Consider the following 19,056-nt stretch of genomic DNA (forward strand, 5'->3'; position numbering starts at 1 on the left):
GAGGTGCCTGGCACTGACTCAGTGCTGCTGCAAATGCCCATAAAGCTTGGCGTACAAACCACCATCGGCAATCAGCTGCTGATGGTCGCCATCCTCGGCGATCTGACCGCCGTCAAACACCAGCACCCGGTCGGCCTGTTTCACCGCGGACAAGCGGTGCGCAATGATTAACGTGGTGCGATGGCTCAAGAACCGCGCCAGCGCCTGGTGCAGGTTGTATTCGGTGGCGGCATCCAGGGCCGAGGTGGCCTCGTCGAGAATCACCACCTTGGGGTCGGCCAATACCATCCGCGCAATGGCCAGGCGTTGGCGCTGGCCGCCGGACAAGCGCACGCCGGAACGCCCGACGATGCTGTCCAGGCCATTGGGCAACTCGCGTACAGTGGTGTGCAGTTGGGCGATTTCCAGCGCTTGCCAGCAAGCCTCGTCGCTGCGCTCACGCCCCATGGTCAGGTTTGCGCGCACCGTGTCGTTGAACAGCGCCGGATGTTGCAGGACCACGGCGACATTTTCGCGCACGGTCTCCAGGCCGATCTCCTGCTGGGTCGAACCGCCGAAACGGATGGTCCCCGCCAGCGGCGTGTACAAGCCCAGCAGCAACTGCACCAGTGTGCTTTTGCCGCCACCGCTGGCACCGACGATCGCGACTTTTTCACCGGGAGCGATCGACAGATCCATCTGGTTCAAGACCAGTTCGTCGCCATAGCCGAAACTCAATCCCTGGACTTCGATGCCAACGGTTTCGCGACCTTTGAACGGGTCGACACCGCCTGGGTATTGCGGCTCATCAGCCCGGGCAAGCAGCTCGTTGATCCGCGATAATGCGCCGCCGGCGGCGTAATACGCGTACTGCAAATTCAGAAGCTGCTCGACCGGACCGATCATGAACCACAGGTAGCTGAATACCGCGAGCATCTGGCCGATGGACAGGTCGGAAAACAGCACAGTAAGCATCGCTGCAGCACGAAAAATATCGATGCCGAACTGGAACAACAAACCGCTGGCCCGGTTCGACGCATCGGTTTTCCATTGCGAGTTCACCGCATAATCGCGAACGTCCCGGGCGCGTCGCCCCAAACGACCGAGGAAAAAGCCCTGGCGGTTACCGGCGCGCACTTCCTGGATCGCGTCCAGGGTTTCGGTCAATGCCTGGGTGAAGCGCGAGGTGCTGTCGTTCTCGAGTTTCTTCAGGTGCTTGACCCGCTTGCCCAATTGCACCGTGGCGTAGATCACCAGCGGATTGAACAACAGGATCAGCAGCGCCAGCTGCCAGTGCATCCACACCAGAATGCCCGCGGTGCCGACCAGCGTCAGCATGGCCACCAGGAAACGACTGAGGGTTTCGCCGACAAACTTGTCCAGGGTGTCGAGATCGGTCACCAGGTGCGTGGTCACCGTGCCGCTGCCCAGGCTTTCGTATTCCCCCAGCGAAATACGCTTGAGGCGTTCGATCAGACGGATGCGAATACGGTAGACGATGTCCTTGGCCAAGGAGGCGAACAAGCGCGCCTGCACCACGTTGAACAGCAATGCCGCGCACCGCAGGGCCAGGGTCACCACCAGCATCAGGCCGATGTAGCCCGCGGCTTTCTGCCAGGCCTCGGGCAGCGCCAGGTTCATGATTTTCAGCGCGGCGTCGCCGTGCCCCAGCAACACTTCGTCTACCAGCAATGGCAGGAGCAAGGGAATAGGTACGCTGCACAGGGTCGCCAACACGGCTACACCGTTGGCGATCCACAGGGATTTCTTGTGATGAAGAGCCAGACGACGGATTTCTGCCCAGCTCAGCCGGTCGACACGTTTAACGGTTGGGGTGTCGTTGGCGGGATCATGCACAGGCGGCACGCTCCAGCCAGCGACCGAGCAAGGGGGACAGGACGCCAAGCGGCTGGTAGCCATTGGTCAGCAACGCCAATTGACCATTGCGTTCAGCCAGCAACGTCGGGAAACCGGCGATGCCCAGGTCCTGGACCCAGGTGAAATCGGCAGCCGTCGCGGCGTGCGTATCGGCACGGTCGAAAGCGGCGGCGAACTCGATGCGCGGCAGCCCGGCCTGTTCCGCCAACTCCACCAGAACGCTGGCGTGGGTGACATCGCGGCCTTCGGCGTAAAACGCATGCTGGATCAATCCCAGCAGCTTCCACGCGCAATCCGGTGCCAGGCCGCGTGCCGTCACCAACGCCCGGCAGGCCGGCTCGGTGTCATAGACGAAGCCGTCGGGCAACGCGCCGTCGAGCTTGAAGGGTTGCCCCGTGGCCTCGTTGACCGCCTGCCAGTGCTCCAGAATATAACGGCGGGTGGTCGGCTCCAGGGCCGAACCACTGCCGGTGCGCAAACCACCTACCACCAGGTGCACGTCCACGCCTGCGGCTTGCGCCTGCTCAACCAACGCGTTGGCCACCGGCGCGAAGCCCCAGCACCAGGAACACATCGGGTCCATCACATAGAGCAGGCGTGCAGACATGGTTCAGGCCTCGGTGGATGCTTGCTTGTAGTTGTAGCCGATCGGGTGCGGCATGTTGCGTGCCTTGGCCAGTTCGATCTGCTTTTGCCGGTCGATGGCGCTGCGACGGGTTTTCTCGCTCAGCGTATTCCAGCAATGCGGGCAACTGATCCCGGCCACATAATGCTCGGAGGCGCGATCTTCGACGCTGACCGGTGTGCGACAGGCATGACATTGATCGTAGTCGCCTTCGCTAAGGTCGTGGCGAACCGTCACGCGGTTGTCGAACACGAAGCAGTCGCCCTGCCACTTGGTTTCTTCCTGAGGCACCTCCTCGAGGTATTTCAGGATGCCACCCTTGAGGTGGTAGACCTCATCGAAGCCCTCGCTGAGCATGTAGCTCGACGCTTTTTCACAACGAATGCCGCCGGTGCAGAACATCGCCACCTTCTTGTGCACGGTCGGGTCGAAGTTGGCTTTGATGTAGTCGGGAAATTCGCGAAAACTGGTGGTTTTCGGGTCAATTGCACCTTCAAAAGTGCCGATCGAGACTTCATAGTCGTTGCGGGTATCGATCAACAGGACTTCCGGATCGCTGATCAGCGCATTCCAGTCCTGCGGGTCGACGTAGGTGCCGACTTTCTTGTTCGGGTCCACGCCTTCAACGCCCAGGGTCACGATCTCTTTCTTGAGCTTGACCTTGGTGCGGTAGAACGGCTGCTCGTCGCAGTACGACTCTTTATGGTCGATGTCGTCCATGCGCGGGTCGTTCTTGAGCCAGGCCATCAGCCCGTCGATGCCTTCGCGGCTGCCGGACACGGTGCCATTGATGCCTTCTTCGGCGATCAGCAGCGTGCCTTTGATGCCGTTGTCGACCATGGCCTTGAGCAGGGGCTCGCGCATGGCGACGTAATCTTGCAGGGTGACGAACTTATACAGTGCCGCCACGACAATCTGTTGTGTCATGGGTAAATCTCCAGGTGGCTACCCTCGTAAGGGGTGAACCGGATGCGAAAAAAAACGCGCCGCAGGAGCGACGCGCTGAACATTCTAACAAAAAAGATCGCAGCCTGCGGCAGCTCCTACAGGAGAACGCATTCCCCTGTAGGAGCTGCCGCAGGCTGCGATCTTTTGATCTTAGTGCTTGCTGCCACCGGCACAAGTCGGCGAGGCCGGGGCCGCGTCGATTTGCGCCCATTCCTCAGGCGTGTAGGTATGCAGCGCCAAGGCATGGAACTCGCCCATCAGCTCGCCAAGCGTGCCGTAGACCTTCTGGTGGCGCTTGACCCGGTTCAAGCCTTCGAACTGCGCACTGACCACCACGGCCTTGAAGTGTGTTTGCAAACCACGGCTGTGCATGTGGCTTTCATCAAGCACCTGCAGATACTCGGGCTGTAGCAAACCCAGTGTCGATTCAATGCGTTGTTGCATGGTCATTCCCAACTCCGGCTCAAGGCTTTTTCTTGGCGGGAGCGGCGCCTTTAGGCTCCAGCTCGGCGGTCATGTCTGCCAGCAGCTTGTTGACCACAGGCACCGCGCTTTCCAGCTTGGCCTGGGTCATCTGGGCCGACTGCTGGGTCAGCTGCGGCATTTTCTCCAGGACTTTCTTGCCCAGTGGCGACTGGTAGAACGCGACCAGGTCCTTGAGCTCAGACTCGGTGAAGTTGGTGGTGTAGAGCTTGACCATGTCCGGTTTCAGCTTGTTCCAGCCAATGGCTTGGTCCAGAGCGGCGTTGGCCTTGGCCTGGTAGGTTTCCAGTACGGCTTTTTTCGATTCGGGGGCTTTGGTTTGCTGGAAGCGCTGGGCAAACATCTGCTGTACTTGCATGTACACCGGAGTACCCAGTTTGTCGGCATGCGCCAGGGTCAGGAAAGCCTCGGCACTGGCGTTGTGGCTGGCGGTATCGGCAAAAACAGGGCCGCTGGCGCAGACCAGTGCAACCGCGGTACAGATGGCACGAAGACGAGTCATCGAGTTTCCTTTTCTAGCAGGCGAGGTAAAACCCCAAGGACGTCCATTCTGCGCCTAAAAAACTCTGTCGCTCAACCCCAAGCCTTGTCGCGCCTGATTTAGAGGGGTTGAATCAGCAGATTCCAGACTGATGGAACCACGGCCGGCGATCACGGCCTAAACTGCGCAATCAGACCTACAGGAGTGTGCATGATGAGCCGAATCGAAACCGACAGCCTGGGCCAGGTGGAAGTCCCGGATGAGGCCTATTGGGGTGCTCAAACGCAACGCTCGCTGGTCAACTTCGCCATCGGCGACGAACGGATGCCGCTGGCGGTACTGCACGCCTTGGCACTGATCAAGAAAGCGGCGGCACGGGTCAACGACCGTAACGGCGATTTGCCCGCCGACATTGCCAGGCTGATCGAACAGGCGGCCGATGAAGTGCTCGACGGCGAGCATGACGATCAATTCCCGCTGGTGGTCTGGCAGACCGGCAGCGGCACCCAGAGCAACATGAACGTCAACGAAGTGATCGCCGGGCGCGCCAACGAGCTGGCCGGCAACCCGCGCGGCGGCAAGTCCCCGGTGCATCCCAACGATCACGTCAACCGTTCCCAGAGTTCCAACGACTGTTTTCCCACAGCCATGCACATCGCCACCGTACAGGCGGTGCAACAACACTTGCTGCCGGCGATCAGTGAGCTGTCCGGTGGCCTGGCCGAGCTGTCAGCCCGCCACATGAAACTGGTCAAGACCGGCCGCACCCACATGATGGACGCCACCCCCATCACCTTTGGCCAGGAAGTCTCGGCGTTCATCGCCCAGCTCGATTACGCCGAACGGGCGATCCGCAGCGCGCTGCCTGCGGTCTGTGAACTGGCCCAGGGCGGTACGGCGGTCGGCACCGGGCTGAACTCCCCCCACGGCTTCGGTGAAGCCATCGCCGCGGAAATTGCCGCCCTGTCCGGCTTGCCGTTCATCACCGCGCCCAACAAGTTTGCGGCCCTGGCCGGCCATGAGCCGCTGACTTCACTGTCCGGCGCGCTGAAAACCCTCGCCGTGACGCTGATGAAAATTGCCAATGACTTGCGCTTGCTGGGCTCCGGCCCGCGCGCCGGCTTCGCCGAAGTGAAACTGCCGGCCAACGAACCGGGCAGCTCGATCATGCCGGGCAAGGTCAATCCGACCCAGTGCGAAGCACTGTCGATGCTGGCCTGCCAGGTCTTGGGCAACGACGTGACCATCGGCTTCGCGGCGAGCCAGGGTCACTTGCAGCTCAATGTGTTCAAGCCGGTGATCATCCACAACCTGCTGCAATCGATCCGCTTGCTGGCCGATGGCTGCAGCAACTTCCAGCAGCACTGCATCGCCGGCCTGGAACCGGACGCGGGGAAAATGGCTGAGCATCTGGAACAAGGGTTGATGCTGGTGACAGCGTTGAACCCGCACATTGGTTATGACAAATCGGCGGAGATTGCCAAGAAGGCTTACAGCGAAGGGCTGACATTGCGTGCGGCGGCGTTGCAGCTGGGGTATCTGACCGATGAAGAGTTCGATGCCTGGGTGCGGCCGGAGAACATGTTGGAGGCCGGGGCCAAGGGTTGAGTTCTTTAGTGCCTGATAGTCCGCTTTCGCGAGCAGGCTCGCTCCCACAGGTTTTGTGTCGACTGCAATATTTGTTACCGGCGCCAATCCTTGTGGGAGCGAGCCTGCTCGCGAAGAATGATAACGCGGTCTAACTGGCCGCCATCCGCACCTTGCGAGCCTTGAGCCCGGCCATCAACGAGGGCCCCAACGCCACCAATGCCGACCCCAGTACCACCAACACCGCCCCGCCGTAACCCAGGCCATTGATGGTTTCGGCGTGCACGTACTCCGGCCACCACCAGGCGGCCAGTGCCACTGCGCCAAAAGTAACCAAGGGTGTAATGGCCAGCGTCGCACTCACCCGCGACGCCTCCCAATGCGCCAGCGCCTCGGCAAAGGCGCCATAGGCGATCAGGGTGTTCATGCAGCACGCCAGCAACAGCCAACCTTGCAACGGGTTAAGTTGCAGGGCTTCCAGCGGATGCACCCAAGGCGTCAGCAACAGCCCGCAAAACAGGTAGATCACCATCATCACCTGCAACGAATTCCACACGGTCAATAACTGCTTCTGCCCCAGCGCATAAAATGTCCAGACCGTGGAGGCCAGCAACACCAGCAGCACACCGGCGGTATAGTCGCTCAACGAGGTCAGCAACTCACTCAGGCGCTGGTTGAAAAACAGCGCAAAGCCGATCAACAACACCAACAAGCCAATCCCCTGCCCCAGGCTGAACCGCTCCTTGAACACGAACACACTGGCGATCAGCAACATGATCGGGCCCATCTGCACCACCAGTTGCGCGGTGCCTGGGCTGAGCAGGTTCAACCCCATCAGGTACAGCACGTAGTTGCCCACCAGGCCAAGCACTGCCATCAGCACCAGCCAGCCGCCCCGTGGCCCGAGCGCTTTGCGGCTCGGCAGGCGCCCGGTCGCCGCGAGGTAAATGAACAGGCAGCCACCGGACACCATCAGGCGAAACCAGGTCACCGTGACCGGGTCCATCACCAGCAGCACCTGCTTGAGTTTGATCGGCAGGATTCCCCACAACAGCGCGGTCAGCAAGGCCAGCAACAGCCCATAAACCCAGCGACCCGATGAAATGTGCATGCGAACCCCAATCCGGAAACAAGTCGCACCATTCTAGGCGCTGTGCCGCGTCGCACACAGGGACAGTTACCACTTGGCCGCGAATGAAACTGTGCAGGTCGCAGCATGCCGCTGGCCAGTCGAGCAGGCGACTAACGTACCGCCTCGAACAACCCGGTAGCCCCCATCCCACCGCCTACGCACATGGTGACGACGCCGTAGCGCAGATTGCGCCGCTGCAACTCGCGAACGATATGCCCGACCTGACGCGAACCGGTCATGCCGAATGGGTGGCCAATGGAGATCGAGCCGCCATTGACGTTGTACCTGTCATTATCGATCTCCAGCCGATTGCGCGCGTACAGGCACTGCGAGGCGAATGCTTCGTTGAGTTCCCACAAATCGATGTCACCCAGGTGCAAGCCCTTGGCCTTCAGCAGCTTGGGCACCGAGAACACCGGGCCGATGCCCATCTCGTCCGGTTCGCAACCGGCCACGGTGAATCCGCGGAAGAACGCCTTGGGCTGCAAGCCCAGCGCCAGGGCTTTCTCCAAGCTCATCACCAGGGTCATGGAGGCACCGTCGGACAACTGCGAGGAGTTACCGGCGGTGACCGAGCCGTCTTCGAGGAATACCGGCTTCAACCCGGCCAGGCTTTGCAGGGTGGTATCGGGACGGTTGCAGTCATCGTGCTCCACGACCCCTTCGAGAATCTGCACTTCGCCTGTGGCCTTGTCTTCAACCCGGTACTTCACCGGCATTGGCACGATTTCATCGTCGAATAATCCCGCCGCCTGTGCCTGGGCTGTGCGCTGCTGGCTTTGCAGTGCGTACAAATCCTGTTCTTCACGGCTGACGTTGTAACGTCGAGCGACGATTTCGGCGGTCTGGCCCATCGGAAAGTAGATGCCCGGCACCTGCTCCTTGAGCAGCGGATTGATCAGGTGATCGGTGTTGATGCTTTTCATTGTCAGGCTGATGGACTCGACGCCACCGGCAACGATGATGTCGCTGCAACCGGAGGCAATCTGGTTGGCGGCAATGGCGATCGCCTGCAAGCCCGAGGAGCAGAAGCGGTTGAGGGTCATGCCGGCGACGCCGATGCCCAGGCGCGACAATACCGCGACGTTACGCCCGATGTTATAGCCCTGGGAACCTTCGTTGGAGCCGGCACCGACGATGCAGTCCTCGACACTGGCCGGATCGATGCCGGTGCGCGCCAGCAAGGCGTCGACACAATGCGCCGCCATGTCATCGGGACGGGTCATGTTGAACTTGCCGCGAAAGGATTTGGCCAGGCCGGTCCGCACGCTGTCGACGATCACCACTTCACGCATGGCATACCTCATTGTTGTTGTCGGTTGAGAGTGGATCGAGCATAAGCCCACCCAATAACCGACCGCGACAATCATTCACCTCGCGTATGCGCAACCATCGCCTGACTACTTGCCCTTGCGCTTGCCCGATTTTTCGAACGCCTCTTCCAGGGCGCGGTTGATGGTGCGCAACACCTTGACCCGCGCCCAGCGCTTGTCATTGGCCTCCACCAGCGTCCAGGGCGAGATCTCGGTGCTGGTGCGGTCGACCATGTCGCCGACGGCGCTGCGATAGTCGTCCCACTTGTCACGGTTGCGCCAGTCGTCTTCGGTGATCTTGAAGCGTTTGAACGGAATCTCTTCACGCTCCTGAAAACGCTCCAGTTGCGTCTGCTTGTCGATGGCCAGCCAGAACTTGACCACAATCACCCCGGCGTCGCTCAGTTGCTCCTCAAAGTCGTTGATTTCACCGTAGGCACGCAGCCAGTCCGCCTGGGAGCAGAATCCTTCGACGCGTTCCACCAACACCCGGCCGTACCAGGAACGGTCGAACATGGTGAATTTGCCCCGGGCAGGAACATGCCGCCAAAAACGCCAGAGATACGGCTGCGCCCGTTCCTCTTCGGTGGGCGCGGCAATCGGCACGATACTGTATTGGCGCGGGTCCAGGGCCGCAGCCACGCGGCGAATCGCCCCACCCTTGCCCGCCGCGTCATTGCCTTCGAACACTGCCATCAATGCGTGTCGGCGCATGCGTTTGTCCCGCATCAAGCCGGAGAACCTGGCCTGCTCGGTAATCAGTTGCTCTTCATAATCGCCCTTGGCCAACTGCAAGGTCAGATCAAGGCTGTCCAGCAGGCTCAATTGATCAACGCTGGGAAACACAGGCGCGACGTTGACTTTTTCCGGGTGGATTTGCGGTCGTTTCAGGGCGTTCTGCAAGCCTTCGAGCAAAATCTTCCCCACCACCAGGCTGCGATAATGCGCATCCTTTCCGGCGATCACATGCCACGGTGCATAGTCGCGGCTGGTGCGCCGCAAGATGCGCTCACCGTATTTCACGAAGCGATCGTAGGTTTCGGACTGCTGCCAGTCCAGCGGGCTGATGCGCCAGCTGTGCAGCGGGTCGTCGGCCAACGCCTTGAGGCGTGCCTTCATTTGTTTCTTGGAGAGGTGGAACCAGAATTTGAAGATCAATGCGCCTTCGTCGCAAAGCATTTTTTCCAGGCGTTCGGCGCCGTTGATGCCTTGATCGAACCTGGGGTCCTTGATCACGCCGTGAACCCTGGCCTGCAGCATCTGGCTGTACCAGTTGCCGAAGAAAATGCCCATGCGGCCCTGGGCCGGAAGCATCCGCCAATAGCGCCAGGCCGGTGGCCGCGCAAGCTCCTCGTCAGTTTGCTGATCGAAGGTGCGGACCTCGATCAGGCGCGGGTCCATCCATTCATTGAGCAACTTGACCGTCTCGCCCTTGCCGGCGCCTTCGATGCCGTTGATCAGGATGATCACCGGAAACCGGCTCTGCTGGCGCAGTTCGAATTGCGCTTCAAGCAAGGCTTCACGCAAGGCCGGCACTTCGGCGTCGAAAGTTTCTTTATCAATGGCGTGATCGATTTCAGCGGATTCGAACATGAGCGGCTCCCTGGCAGATGTGAGCAAGACTAGTGGATTGAGCTCTCCTGCGGGGGAGAAATCCCATTTTCATCGCATGGGTGATTGCAGGTCTTGCCATGGATCATGCCCCCTGCCGCGATCGGATAGAATGGCGACCTTGCCGTTACCGAGCCTGCCATGAAACCTGTAATGCCCCACGCCCAGATCGACTGGGACGAACAAGGGCTCCCGCGCTCGCGGGTGTTCGACGATGTGTATTTTTCCGACCTGTCAGGGCTGGACGAAACCCGCTACGTGTTCCTGGAACAGAATGCCTTGGGGGAGCGTTTCGCGGCGCTTCCAGCGGGCGGTCGATTGGTGATTGGCGAAACCGGGTTCGGTACCGGATTGAATTTCTTGTGCGCCTGGCAGTTGTTCGAGCAGCACGCTGCGGCCGGTGCACGGTTGCATTTTGTCAGTGTCGAAAAGTACCCGCTGAGTCTTGCCGACCTGCAACGAGCGCTGGCGTTGTGGCCGGAACTCAAGCCGTTGGCCGATCAACTGCTGGCGCAATACAGGGCGATCCACCAGGGCTTCCAGCGCCTGGTCCTGGATAACGGCCGCGTCACGCTCACCTTGCTGATTGGCGATGCACTGGCGTTGCTACCGCAATTGGACGCGCAGATCGACGCCTGGTTTCTCGACGGCTTCGCCCCGGCGAAAAACCCCGACATGTGGACCGCCGAACTGTTTGCCGAGTTGGCCCGACTGGCGGCGCCCGGTTCAACCATCAGCACCTTCACCAGCACGGGTTGGGTGCGTCGCCTGTTGAATGCCGCCGGGTTCAAGATGAAACGAACACCTGGCATCGGCCACAAATGGGAAATCCTGCGCGGCACCTACCTCGGCTGGCCTGCGGAAAACCCGGCACCCGCTGCGGCGAAACCCTGGTTTGCCCGACCGGCCTCGCTAACCTTTGAACGTCGCGCGCTGGTGATCGGTGCCGGGTTGGCCGGTTGTGCCACGGCCGCCAGCCTCGCTGCTCGCGGCTGGCAGGTGAGTCTGCTGGAGCGTCACGATGCGCTGGCGCAGGAAGCCTCGGGCAATCCCCAGGGCGTGCTGTACCTCAAGCTTTCCGCCCACGGCACAGCGCTGTCGCAATTGATTGTCAGCGGCTTCGGTTACACCCGGCGCTTGCTTGAGCATTTGCAACGGGGCGTTGACTGGGACGATTGCGGCGTCTTGCAACTGGCCTTCAATGCCAAGGAAACCGAGCGTCAGGCGCAATTGGCGACGGCGTTCCCCAGTGACTTACTGCACACACTCGATCAGGCACACGCCGAGGCTCGCGCCGGTATCGCACTGCCATCGGGGGGCCTGTTTTACCCCGAAGGCGGTTGGGTACACCCGCCTGCGCTGTGCCAATGGCAGGCTGGGCAATCGAACGTTGAACTGCTAACCCATCACGATGTGCTGGAGCTGCGCCGCGTGGACGGCGGTTGGCAAGCGTGGGATGGCGACAGCTTGCTGGCCGACGCACCCACCGTGGTGCTGGCCGGTGCCGCCGAGATCAAGCGATTCACCTACAGCAGCGAGTTGCCGCTCAAACGCATTCGCGGACAAATCACCCGTTTGCCCCAAACGACCGAAAGCCGGACGCTGAATACCGTAGTGTGCGCCGAAGGCTATATCGCGCCGGCACGCCTGGGCGAACACACGCTGGGGGCGAGTTTCGATTTCAACAGCGACGACCTGACCCCGACCACTGCCGAGCATTTGGGTAACTTGCAGATGCTTGAAGAAATCTCGCTGGATCTGGTCGCTCGGCTCGGTGCGCACACCTTGCAAGCCGATGAACTTGAAGGTCGTGCAGCGTTTCGCTGTACCAGCCCGGATTACCTGCCGATTGTCGGGCCACTGGCCGACAGCCAGGCATTCGCCGACGCCTACAGCGCCTTGAGCAAGGATGCCCGACAAACCCCGGACATCCCTTGCCCCTGGCTGGATGGCTTGTACGTCAATAGCGGCCACGGATCGCGAGGATTGATCACAGCGCCACTGTCAGGCGAATTGATCGCCGCGTGGCTGGATAACGAACCGCTGCCATTGCCCAGGACCGTCGCCGAGGCTTGCCATCCGAACCGTTTCGCCTTGCGCCGATTGATTCGAGGCAAGGCGTAAAGCGATCAATCCAGCGCAAAGCAAGTCCTTGACTCGTCAGCTTCCATGGCCGCCTCGGTCAGACGCTTCAACAAAGCGGCCTCGGCGTTGTGCAACTCATCGGCGATGCCGTCCACTGTGGCGCGATAATCCGCACCCAGCGTTGCCTCGTTTTCAAAGGCCGTTTCCATCCGCACGTGAAAGGGGGCGGTCAGGTCGGTGAATTGTTTGCCATGTTGCTGTCGCAAAAAGTCGCTCCAGAACGTACGGCCAGTGATATAGGTCGATAGCTCAGGTGAAATTTCCGCGGCAAGGACTTTGTTGTAGGCCAACTCCAGGTCATTTGCCTTGACGCCACTGAGCGATGCATAACGCATGTGCTGGGGCTGGCCGACCAGGTCAAGCCTGTCGGCCGGGCCGGTGCGATAAGCCAACTCCACTTCCACCGCATCGAGTGCTGGATTGACCTGGGACTTTTCCCGAGCAATTCTGGAAAGGTAATCCAGGCGAAACAGACTTCGCCCGAGTCTCAATAACCGAGCGGCCTGATCATGGGCGTTGGCGGACAGCCGAACCACCCTGTCAATTTCGACAGCGACCTCGAGATTACTGAAGATCGTCGCCGCGTCATCAGCGCAATGGGCCTTGACTGCCATTGACAGCAATTGAGTACGTAATGCCGAGTGAGCCTGGGTCGCCTCAATGACACTCCAGACCCGCCGGGTCATGTCTTCATTCACATAACGGCTATCGGCCGAATTTCCAACTTCTGCCAGCAACTCAAAGAATGCTTTCGATCCGGGTTCGTGCTTCAACGCCAGCCATGCACGATTACGACTGGCATAGGTCTCTTCAACCAGTTTGGGCATCCAAAGGTCTCGAGCCCTTTGATCATTGAGCACCGCGTTATCGTTTGGCAGCAGCCCCATCCCGATGCCCGTACGAACATGATAGGCCGCAAGCCTTGTTCGGCTAGACGCGGATACAGGGTTATGGCGCAAGTTGATCGCCAGGGCGAATCGCTGAGGGAGTTGAAACAGCAACTCCGGCAGTTCCCGAATCAGGTTTCCCCGCAGGTCCACGAAGTCCAGATACGGCAAACGGGAAAGTCCGACAGGCAATTCCGTCGCATGAGTATCGCGCAGTAACAGCTCTTTCAGGTTCAGCATTTTGCTGATGTCAATCGTGGCCCCCAGGCGATTGCCATTGAGCCCCAACGCACGCAAATTGCGCATGTCCGCCAGTTTGCGCAAGGTGTGTTCGGTCAGCTGTATCTGATTATCCTCCAGGCTCAAATGCCTGAGATCGGGCATGTGCGACAGCACTTCAGGCAATCGTGTGAGCTTATTGCGGTCCAGTTTCAGAGTGACCAGCTTTTTAAAAGGCTTGAGGAAGTACGCCAACTCATCGCCAGCCTGCATGTCCTTGACGGAAAGACTGCGCACATGGGCGACATCTTGCTCGGTCAGCGTCGGCAATGGGCCTACAAAGTTGCGCTCCAGCGTGAGCGTTGTAGAACCCTGAGTGGACCATGCTATCCGGCGCCAGCATCGTTCGATGGCATTGGCCACCTGTCGACGGCTGACACGGATGTCGTTGAGCTGCCCCGGCAGTTTCTTCATTGCCACTTCATCGTCACGCCAGGTGTGCAGCACATCGAGCAGTTTTTTCAGTTGCAGCTCCAGCGCCTTGATTCGATTCACCCGCTGCAGCTGGGTAGTGCCGGCGCTGTCGAGAAACACCGAAGCCTGGGCATCGGAGAACAGTGGATAAAGCTTTTTGACTTTACGAATCAAGGCCCTTGCATAAGTGCCCGCAGCGGGAGGATCTGCCAGTACACAGGCAGCCAGGTGTTTGGGAGTATCACTGCGCTCTCCCCGTAACACGCGCCCGGTACGCGCCGGATCGCCGGCGCCGGCCTTCGACAGTCTTGAACGAAGAGCACGGACGTCCTGCACACCATCGCCCGTGAGCCCCATGCGAGTGCGCTGGGTGGCTGGCAAAGCGTCAAGTATCGACGTAACCAGCGTGTCGCTCATCAACGTGGAGGAAAAATTGCCATTGGTTTGAGTGACCTGGTAGCCGGTGGGCGTCTTTACAATGATACCGAGCGACTGTGCATCCACTGCACCGACGCTGTCCAGCAAGGTGCCGGTTGCTCGCCCCTGTCGCACTTCAAGCCGACAGCTTTCATCCCAGCCGTGCACCCTTTCCATCAGCCAGAGCGTCAGTCTGTTGGTATCGGCATTGGCCAAATGCGGCAGGTGCAACCCGGTGAGCGCACGGTCCTGCCTGAGCAGTGCCTGTGCCTCGCTGACCTGCCCCGCGAGATCCATGCCGAGGATCTTGCGGTCGCGCAGAAAGCTGCGATCGTTGCCAGAGGCGTTATCCAGCAATTCCTGGCGCACGCGAACGGGAAGGTCTGCGGCGTGTTCACCCAGCGTCGCAACGTCACCGGTGGCGGTGCCGTCCCAGGCTTTATAGAGCCAGTCAAACAGCGGTTGGCGATTACTCTTGAGGCTCGTCGCGATCTTCTTCGCCAACAGCTGCGATTTCGATTCCGTGGTTGTGCTTGCGATGATGCCCTGCACCTCTGCCGGATAGAGACCACCGATGACTTTGTCGAGCAGTTTCCCAGACTCCAGATCCGACTGATAAACAAGCACACTGTTGACGTTTTCATCCTCGTGTGGCCCTGTCTCGGGGAAGCGGGACACTACCAGGTCCGCCTCGTCGCGCACTTCGATGAAGCGTTCCGCCGGCCAGCCTGGCAACCTCGGCAGTGTATGCAGTTGCTCCTGGATGAAGTCCTTGTTTGCGCTCTCTCCCCCTTCCATTGCCGTGACCATCGCAGTGATGCGCCGGTCAATCCTGAAGCGCTCGACACAGTCCTTCAGCCGCTGCGGTAACTTGAGGTTGCTTTGATGAAGCTGGTGCAACGTGTCAGGCGTCATGTCGATGATGTCGGCAATCGCTTCCAGATCACTGCCCAGATCACTCAGGCGCGGATCCGTGCGCCCCAATGCATAAGCACCGTCGTGCCACTCGTGCGCGTGCTCATGAACATGCCGCCAGCCCCCTTCCACATTTCGCTCGACGGCAGGCGCGAATGCGTCGGTGCGCACAGGATGATTGAGCGTCCATGCCGATCCGGCGGCGTTGCGGGTGGCTCGATAAGGAACTCCCTCGATGACGATCGACGTCTGCCCGGCATGCCGGTAGAGGCCTTGCACATCAGGTTGCGCGCCGATTGGCAGAGTCGTGGTCTGTTCATAGGTGTCGAGGTTGGGCTTCCACAATCTGGCTCGACCATCAGCGCAAGTGACGGCCTCGAAACCGTCGAAGAATGCTCCCTGCTCCTTTACGCCCTTACCGATAGTGGTCGCGATAATTTTCCCGCCGACGGCAAACGCTGCCAACTGCGCGACGTTTTCCACAACGCTCAGCAAATGGGACAAAGCGGCGGTCCGCTCTCCGTGCGTCCACTCAACCACGCCTTCATACACTTCACTGATGATGTCGACGACAGCCGTAGCCAGCATGAACTGGCCGATCACCGGTACAAAAAAAGCGGCTGCGTTCAACAGCAGAAGACCACCATCGAGCAATGCCTGAAGGTTTTTTTCCCGCTCTTGCTCATCGACGTCTGCAGTCGGCACCGCAAGCATTCGTGCATTTTTTTGAGTCGTACTGACAAAAGTGCTGAAGAAAAAATCACCAAGGCAAGTGTCGCCAGGCGCGGCAACGAGTGTGCCCAGGGTCTTATCCTTGTCAAACTCGGTAAAAAAACCGGTTTTATCCTGGCCATGCAGGTACTGCTCGGCGAAAGACTTTCTGTAGCTTTTGCTTTGCAAGTGGAGGGTCAGGTAGACCTTGAAGTCATCCAGTGAAGCGTATTCATACAGCGGTCGTCGGGGTTCGTTCGGCATGTAAACCACACACCGGGCCTTCGGCTCGGTATCGATGGAGACTTTGCTGAAGACCAGTGCCCCACAGATGCAGGCGTCATGAATCATCAAGCCCTGCCACTGCACAGGCCCACCATCGAATAGCACGCCGCTGGCTTGCGCTGCCGGGAGATCCTGATCGATCACACTCAGCAGCATGGTGTAGGCAGCGGCAGTGATGTCCTTTTTCAGGGAGGCCATGTGCAGGGCGACGCGCATATCCAGCATCTTCAGCCGCCGGATATCCGCGATGCTGGGCCGATCATCGGCAGGCGCATCATTGGCGGGTCTGGGCGGCAAGGCCAAAGCCTGGTCAATATGGCGCTGATAGCGGGCGCCCAGGTCGAGCTCACGCGACAGGGCGGCGAATTTTACAGGGATGATTTCAGCGCCTGATTGGGCTTGTTCATTGATGCGTATAACCGAGTCCGCTGAAAAACCGCCGCTCGTGGCTTCTTTAGCCGTAAAGTTTTCCATGGCGGCCTGAAGCAAGCTGCGTGATGTGGTGGTTACTCGACCAGCGGATCCGAAGACGGGGAGCACGCCTGTGGACGTGTACAGTGTTTTCGTAATGTCCAGCATATCCCGCTCGACGTCGAAATCGACCGTCCATTTACCCTTGAGGAATACGGTCAGTTGCTCTTTGCAGAATTCGTCCAGAGGCTTGAGCTTCTTGAGCGCCTCGGTGACCTTGCCCTGGGTCACAAAAGACTGCTCGAACGCCGCCTTCAAAGCCTGCACCACGCTCAAATCCGCGGTCGCCAACCAAGGGGCGATAGACGCTTGCAGCACTTGCGCCTTGTCCAGGTCGCCCGTGTGTTCCAACAAGGCTTCGAGACGTTGTGCCGATGTCAGTGGCACCGCCACGGGGGCGGGTTTGGAAGTCGTAGCCTGCATGAGCAATATCCTTATTGCGTTAAGAGACGCTCAGTTTAGGAAGCACCGCAGGCAATTGATAATTCGAATACCGGGTTGGATCGCCCCCCATCCAAGCAGCTACTTCTATGCATCCCATCAATAGTTACCGCCACGGCCAAGAGCGTTTCTGCCGTGCCTGCCATTCGTCCGGCAATTCCTTCTTATAACTTATCGTTCTAAAACTCCCACAAGCGAGGCGGGTCAGTTTCTGAGTACCTGCCCTTCTGGCATGGTGCGGATTGACCCTCCCCAACGGAAAAACCGGTAAGGAATTTATGTGCGGATTAGCTGGCGAGTTACGTTTTGACAATCAACCTGCAGACCTTGCAGCCATTGAGCGAATCACCCATCATCTGGCGCCTCGAGGCCCTGACGCCTGGGGTTTTCATAGCCAAGGGCCGATTGCCCTCGGCCATCGCCGCCTGAAAATCATGGACCTGTCGGACGGCTCGGCACAGCCGATGATCGATACCCAACTGGGCCTGTCCCTGGCCTTCAACGGCGCGATCTACAACTTCCCGGAGCTGCGAAGCGAACTCGAAAACCTCGGTTATGCCTTCTATTCCGGCGGCGACACCGAAGTGTTGCTCAAGGGCTACCACGCCTGGGGCGAAGCGCTGTTGCCCAAGCTCAACGGCATGTTTGCCTTCGCTATCTGGGAACGCGACGCCAAGCGCCTGTTCATCGCCCGTGACCGTCTCGGTGTGAAGCCGCTGTACCTGTCGCGCACCGGCCAGCGCCTGCGCTTCGCTTCGGCTTTGCCAGCGCTGCTCAAGGGCGGCGACATTAACCCGATTCTCGATCCGGTGGCCCTGAATCATTATCTGAATTTCCATGCCGTGGTCCCAGCCCCACGCACTCTGCTGGCCGGCATCGAAAAACTGCCACCGGCAACCTGGATGCGCATTGACGCGGATGGCCGAACCGAACAGAAAACCTGGTGGACCCTGCCCTACGGCCCACGTGCCGACGAGATCAATCTGACGCTCGAGGACTGGCGTGACCGCGTACTCGACAGCACCCGCGATGCGGTGGCGATTCGTCAACGGGCGGCGGTGGATGTTGGCGTGCTGCTGTCGGGTGGTGTCGATTCGAGCATGCTCGTCGGCCTGTTGCGTGAAGTCGGTGTGGAAAACCTGTCGACCTTCTCCATCGGCTTCCAGGATGCCGGTGGCGAGCGCGGTGACGAGTTCCAGTATTCGGACTTGATCGCCAGGCATTACGGCACCCAACACCATCAATTGCGCATCGACGAAAAAGAGATCATCGAGCAACTGCCCGCCGCCTTCCGCGCGATGAGCGAGCCGATGGTCAGTCATGACTGCATCGCTTTCTATCTGTTATCGCGCGAAGTGGCCAAGCATTGCAAAGTGGTGCAAAGCGGCCAGGGTGCGGACGAACTGTTCGCCGGGTATCACTGGTATCCGCAAGTGGATGGCGCAGCCAATCCCTACACGGCGTATCGCGATGCGTTCTTCGACCGCAGCTACGAGGACTACGCCGCCACCGTCCAGCCGAAATGGCTGACCGCGAATGACGCCGCTGGTGACTTCGTGAAGGAACATTTCGCACAACCCGGCGCCGATGCATCGGTGGACAAGGCCTTGCGTCTGGACAGCACGGTGATGCTGGTGGATGACCCGGTCAAACGCGTCGACAACATGACCATGGCCTGGGGCCTGGAGGCGCGCACGCCGTTTCTCGACTATCGCCTGGTGGAATTGTCAGCCCGGGTGCCGGGCAAATTCAAACTGCCTGACGGAGGCAAGCAAGTCCTGAAGGAAGCGGCGCGCCTGGTCATTCCAAGCGAAGTCATCGACCGCAAAAAAGGTTACTTCCCGGTGCCGGGTCTCAAGCATTTGCAGGGTGACACGCTGAACTGGGTACGTGAATTGCTGCTGGATCCGAGCCAGGATCGTGGCCTGTTCAACCCGGCGATGCTCGACCGCTTGCTGACGGACCCACAAGGCCAATTGACTCCGTTGCGCGGCTCCAAGCTGTGGCAATTGGCGGCGCTGAACCTGTGGCTCAGTGAACAAGGAATCTGATCG

General features: G+C 59.8%; 12 protein-coding genes. 3 read left to right on the forward strand and 9 right to left on the reverse strand.

Going from position 1 to position 19,056, the window contains the following annotated elements; genetic code table 11:
* Nucleotides 1-18 precede the first annotated feature (18 nt).
* The 5 genes from PSUM_RS23520 to PSUM_RS23540 all read right to left on the reverse strand — a co-directional run bounded on the left by PSUM_RS23520 (nt 19) and on the right by PSUM_RS23540 (nt 4,415).
* On the reverse strand, nt 19-1,836 hold the full coding sequence (locus PSUM_RS23520; RefSeq protein ID WP_020799995.1) for an ABC transporter ATP-binding protein: 1,818 nt from the start codon (nt 1,834-1,836) through the stop codon (nt 19-21).
* Nucleotides 1,829-2,431, reverse strand: coding sequence for a DsbA family protein (locus tag PSUM_RS23525; protein WP_173667180.1), 603 nt, complete (start codon nt 2,429-2,431; stop codon nt 1,829-1,831). The genes PSUM_RS23520 and PSUM_RS23525 overlap by 8 nt, the downstream gene beginning before the upstream one ends.
* Before the next feature lie 36 nt (nt 2,432-2,467).
* Nucleotides 2,468-3,409, reverse strand: a complete 942-nt coding sequence (trhO, locus tag PSUM_RS23530) for an oxygen-dependent tRNA uridine(34) hydroxylase TrhO (protein ID WP_020799993.1) — start codon at nt 3,407-3,409, stop codon at nt 2,468-2,470.
* 171 nt (nt 3,410-3,580) lie between these two features.
* Nucleotides 3,581-3,880, reverse strand: a complete 300-nt coding sequence (locus PSUM_RS23535) for a BolA family protein (RefSeq protein ID WP_020799992.1) — start codon at nt 3,878-3,880, stop codon at nt 3,581-3,583.
* Nucleotides 3,881-3,893: 13 nt separating this feature from the next.
* Nucleotides 3,894-4,415: a DUF2059 domain-containing protein gene (locus PSUM_RS23540; RefSeq protein WP_020799991.1), complete on the reverse strand. Its 522-nt coding sequence runs from the start codon at nt 4,413-4,415 to the stop codon at nt 3,894-3,896.
* A gap of 192 nt (nt 4,416-4,607) precedes the next feature.
* On the opposite strand from PSUM_RS23540, the gene PSUM_RS23545 reads away from it, so the two are divergent.
* Complete coding sequence (locus PSUM_RS23545; RefSeq protein WP_033043106.1) at nt 4,608-6,002, forward strand: class II fumarate hydratase; 1,395 nt, start codon at nt 4,608-4,610, stop codon at nt 6,000-6,002.
* A 130-nt stretch (nt 6,003-6,132) separates the two neighbouring features.
* Here the strand turns inward: PSUM_RS23545 and PSUM_RS23550 are convergent, their stop codons facing one another.
* The 3 genes from PSUM_RS23550 to pap form a co-directional block, all read right to left on the reverse strand.
* The gene (locus tag PSUM_RS23550) at nt 6,133-7,092 is read right to left on the reverse strand and encodes a DMT family transporter (protein WP_020799989.1); all 960 of its coding nucleotides are present in this window, start codon (nt 7,090-7,092) and stop codon (nt 6,133-6,135) included.
* A 131-nt stretch (nt 7,093-7,223) separates the two neighbouring features.
* The gene (locus PSUM_RS23555; protein WP_083349630.1) at nt 7,224-8,408 is read right to left on the reverse strand and encodes a thiolase family protein; all 1,185 of its coding nucleotides are present in this window, start codon (nt 8,406-8,408) and stop codon (nt 7,224-7,226) included.
* Nucleotides 8,409-8,513: 105 nt separating this feature from the next.
* Nucleotides 8,514-10,019: a polyphosphate:AMP phosphotransferase gene (gene pap / locus PSUM_RS23560; protein ID WP_020799987.1), complete on the reverse strand. Its 1,506-nt coding sequence runs from the start codon at nt 10,017-10,019 to the stop codon at nt 8,514-8,516.
* A 159-nt stretch (nt 10,020-10,178) separates the two neighbouring features.
* Between pap and mnmC the strand changes: the two genes are divergently transcribed.
* Nucleotides 10,179-12,161, forward strand: coding sequence for a bifunctional tRNA (5-methylaminomethyl-2-thiouridine)(34)-methyltransferase MnmC2/FAD-dependent 5-carboxymethylaminomethyl-2-thiouridine(34) oxidoreductase MnmC1 (gene mnmC / locus PSUM_RS23565; RefSeq protein ID WP_083349631.1), 1,983 nt, complete (start codon nt 10,179-10,181; stop codon nt 12,159-12,161).
* 5 nt (nt 12,162-12,166) lie between these two features.
* Here mnmC and PSUM_RS23570 read toward each other — a convergent pair whose 3' ends face one another.
* Nucleotides 12,167-16,984: an NEL-type E3 ubiquitin ligase domain-containing protein gene (locus PSUM_RS23570; RefSeq protein ID WP_083349632.1), complete on the reverse strand. Its 4,818-nt coding sequence runs from the start codon at nt 16,982-16,984 to the stop codon at nt 12,167-12,169.
* A 296-nt stretch (nt 16,985-17,280) separates the two neighbouring features.
* Between PSUM_RS23570 and PSUM_RS23575 the strand changes: the two genes are divergently transcribed.
* Complete coding sequence (locus PSUM_RS23575) at nt 17,281-19,053, forward strand: N-acetylglutaminylglutamine amidotransferase (protein ID WP_020799984.1); 1,773 nt, start codon at nt 17,281-17,283, stop codon at nt 19,051-19,053.
* Nucleotides 19,054-19,056: the final 3 nt, after the last annotated feature.

Source organism: Pseudomonas umsongensis (assembly GCF_002236105.1).
In the GTDB taxonomy this organism is placed as follows: domain Bacteria; phylum Pseudomonadota; class Gammaproteobacteria; order Pseudomonadales; family Pseudomonadaceae; genus Aquipseudomonas; species Aquipseudomonas umsongensis.

What these genes read in the sequence shown, in the direction of transcription:
- PSUM_RS23535 (WP_020799992.1), bottom strand. Translation starts at nt 3,880, where the DNA reads ATGACCATGCAACAACGCATTGAATCGACACTGGGTTTGCTACAGCCC.
- pap (WP_020799987.1), bottom strand. Translation starts at nt 10,019, where the DNA reads ATGTTCGAATCCGCTGAAATCGATCACGCCATTGATAAAGAAACTTTC.
- PSUM_RS23525 (WP_173667180.1), bottom strand. Translation starts at nt 2,431, where the DNA reads ATGTGTTCCTGGTGCTGGGGCTTCGCGCCGGTGGCCAACGCGTTGGTT.
- mnmC (WP_083349631.1), top strand. Translation starts at nt 10,179, where the DNA reads ATGAAACCTGTAATGCCCCACGCCCAGATCGACTGGGACGAACAAGGG.
- PSUM_RS23555 (WP_083349630.1), bottom strand. Translation starts at nt 8,408, where the DNA reads ATGCGTGAAGTGGTGATCGTCGACAGCGTGCGGACCGGCCTGGCCAAA.
- PSUM_RS23545 (WP_033043106.1), top strand. Translation starts at nt 4,608, where the DNA reads ATGAGCCGAATCGAAACCGACAGCCTGGGCCAGGTGGAAGTCCCGGAT.
- PSUM_RS23550 (WP_020799989.1), bottom strand. Translation starts at nt 7,092, where the DNA reads ATGCACATTTCATCGGGTCGCTGGGTTTATGGGCTGTTGCTGGCCTTG.
- PSUM_RS23570 (WP_083349632.1), bottom strand. Translation starts at nt 16,984, where the DNA reads ATGCAGGCTACGACTTCCAAACCCGCCCCCGTGGCGGTGCCACTGACA.
- PSUM_RS23575 (WP_020799984.1), top strand. Translation starts at nt 17,281, where the DNA reads ATGTGCGGATTAGCTGGCGAGTTACGTTTTGACAATCAACCTGCAGAC.
- PSUM_RS23540 (WP_020799991.1), bottom strand. Translation starts at nt 4,415, where the DNA reads ATGACTCGTCTTCGTGCCATCTGTACCGCGGTTGCACTGGTCTGCGCC.
- trhO (WP_020799993.1), bottom strand. Translation starts at nt 3,409, where the DNA reads ATGACACAACAGATTGTCGTGGCGGCACTGTATAAGTTCGTCACCCTG.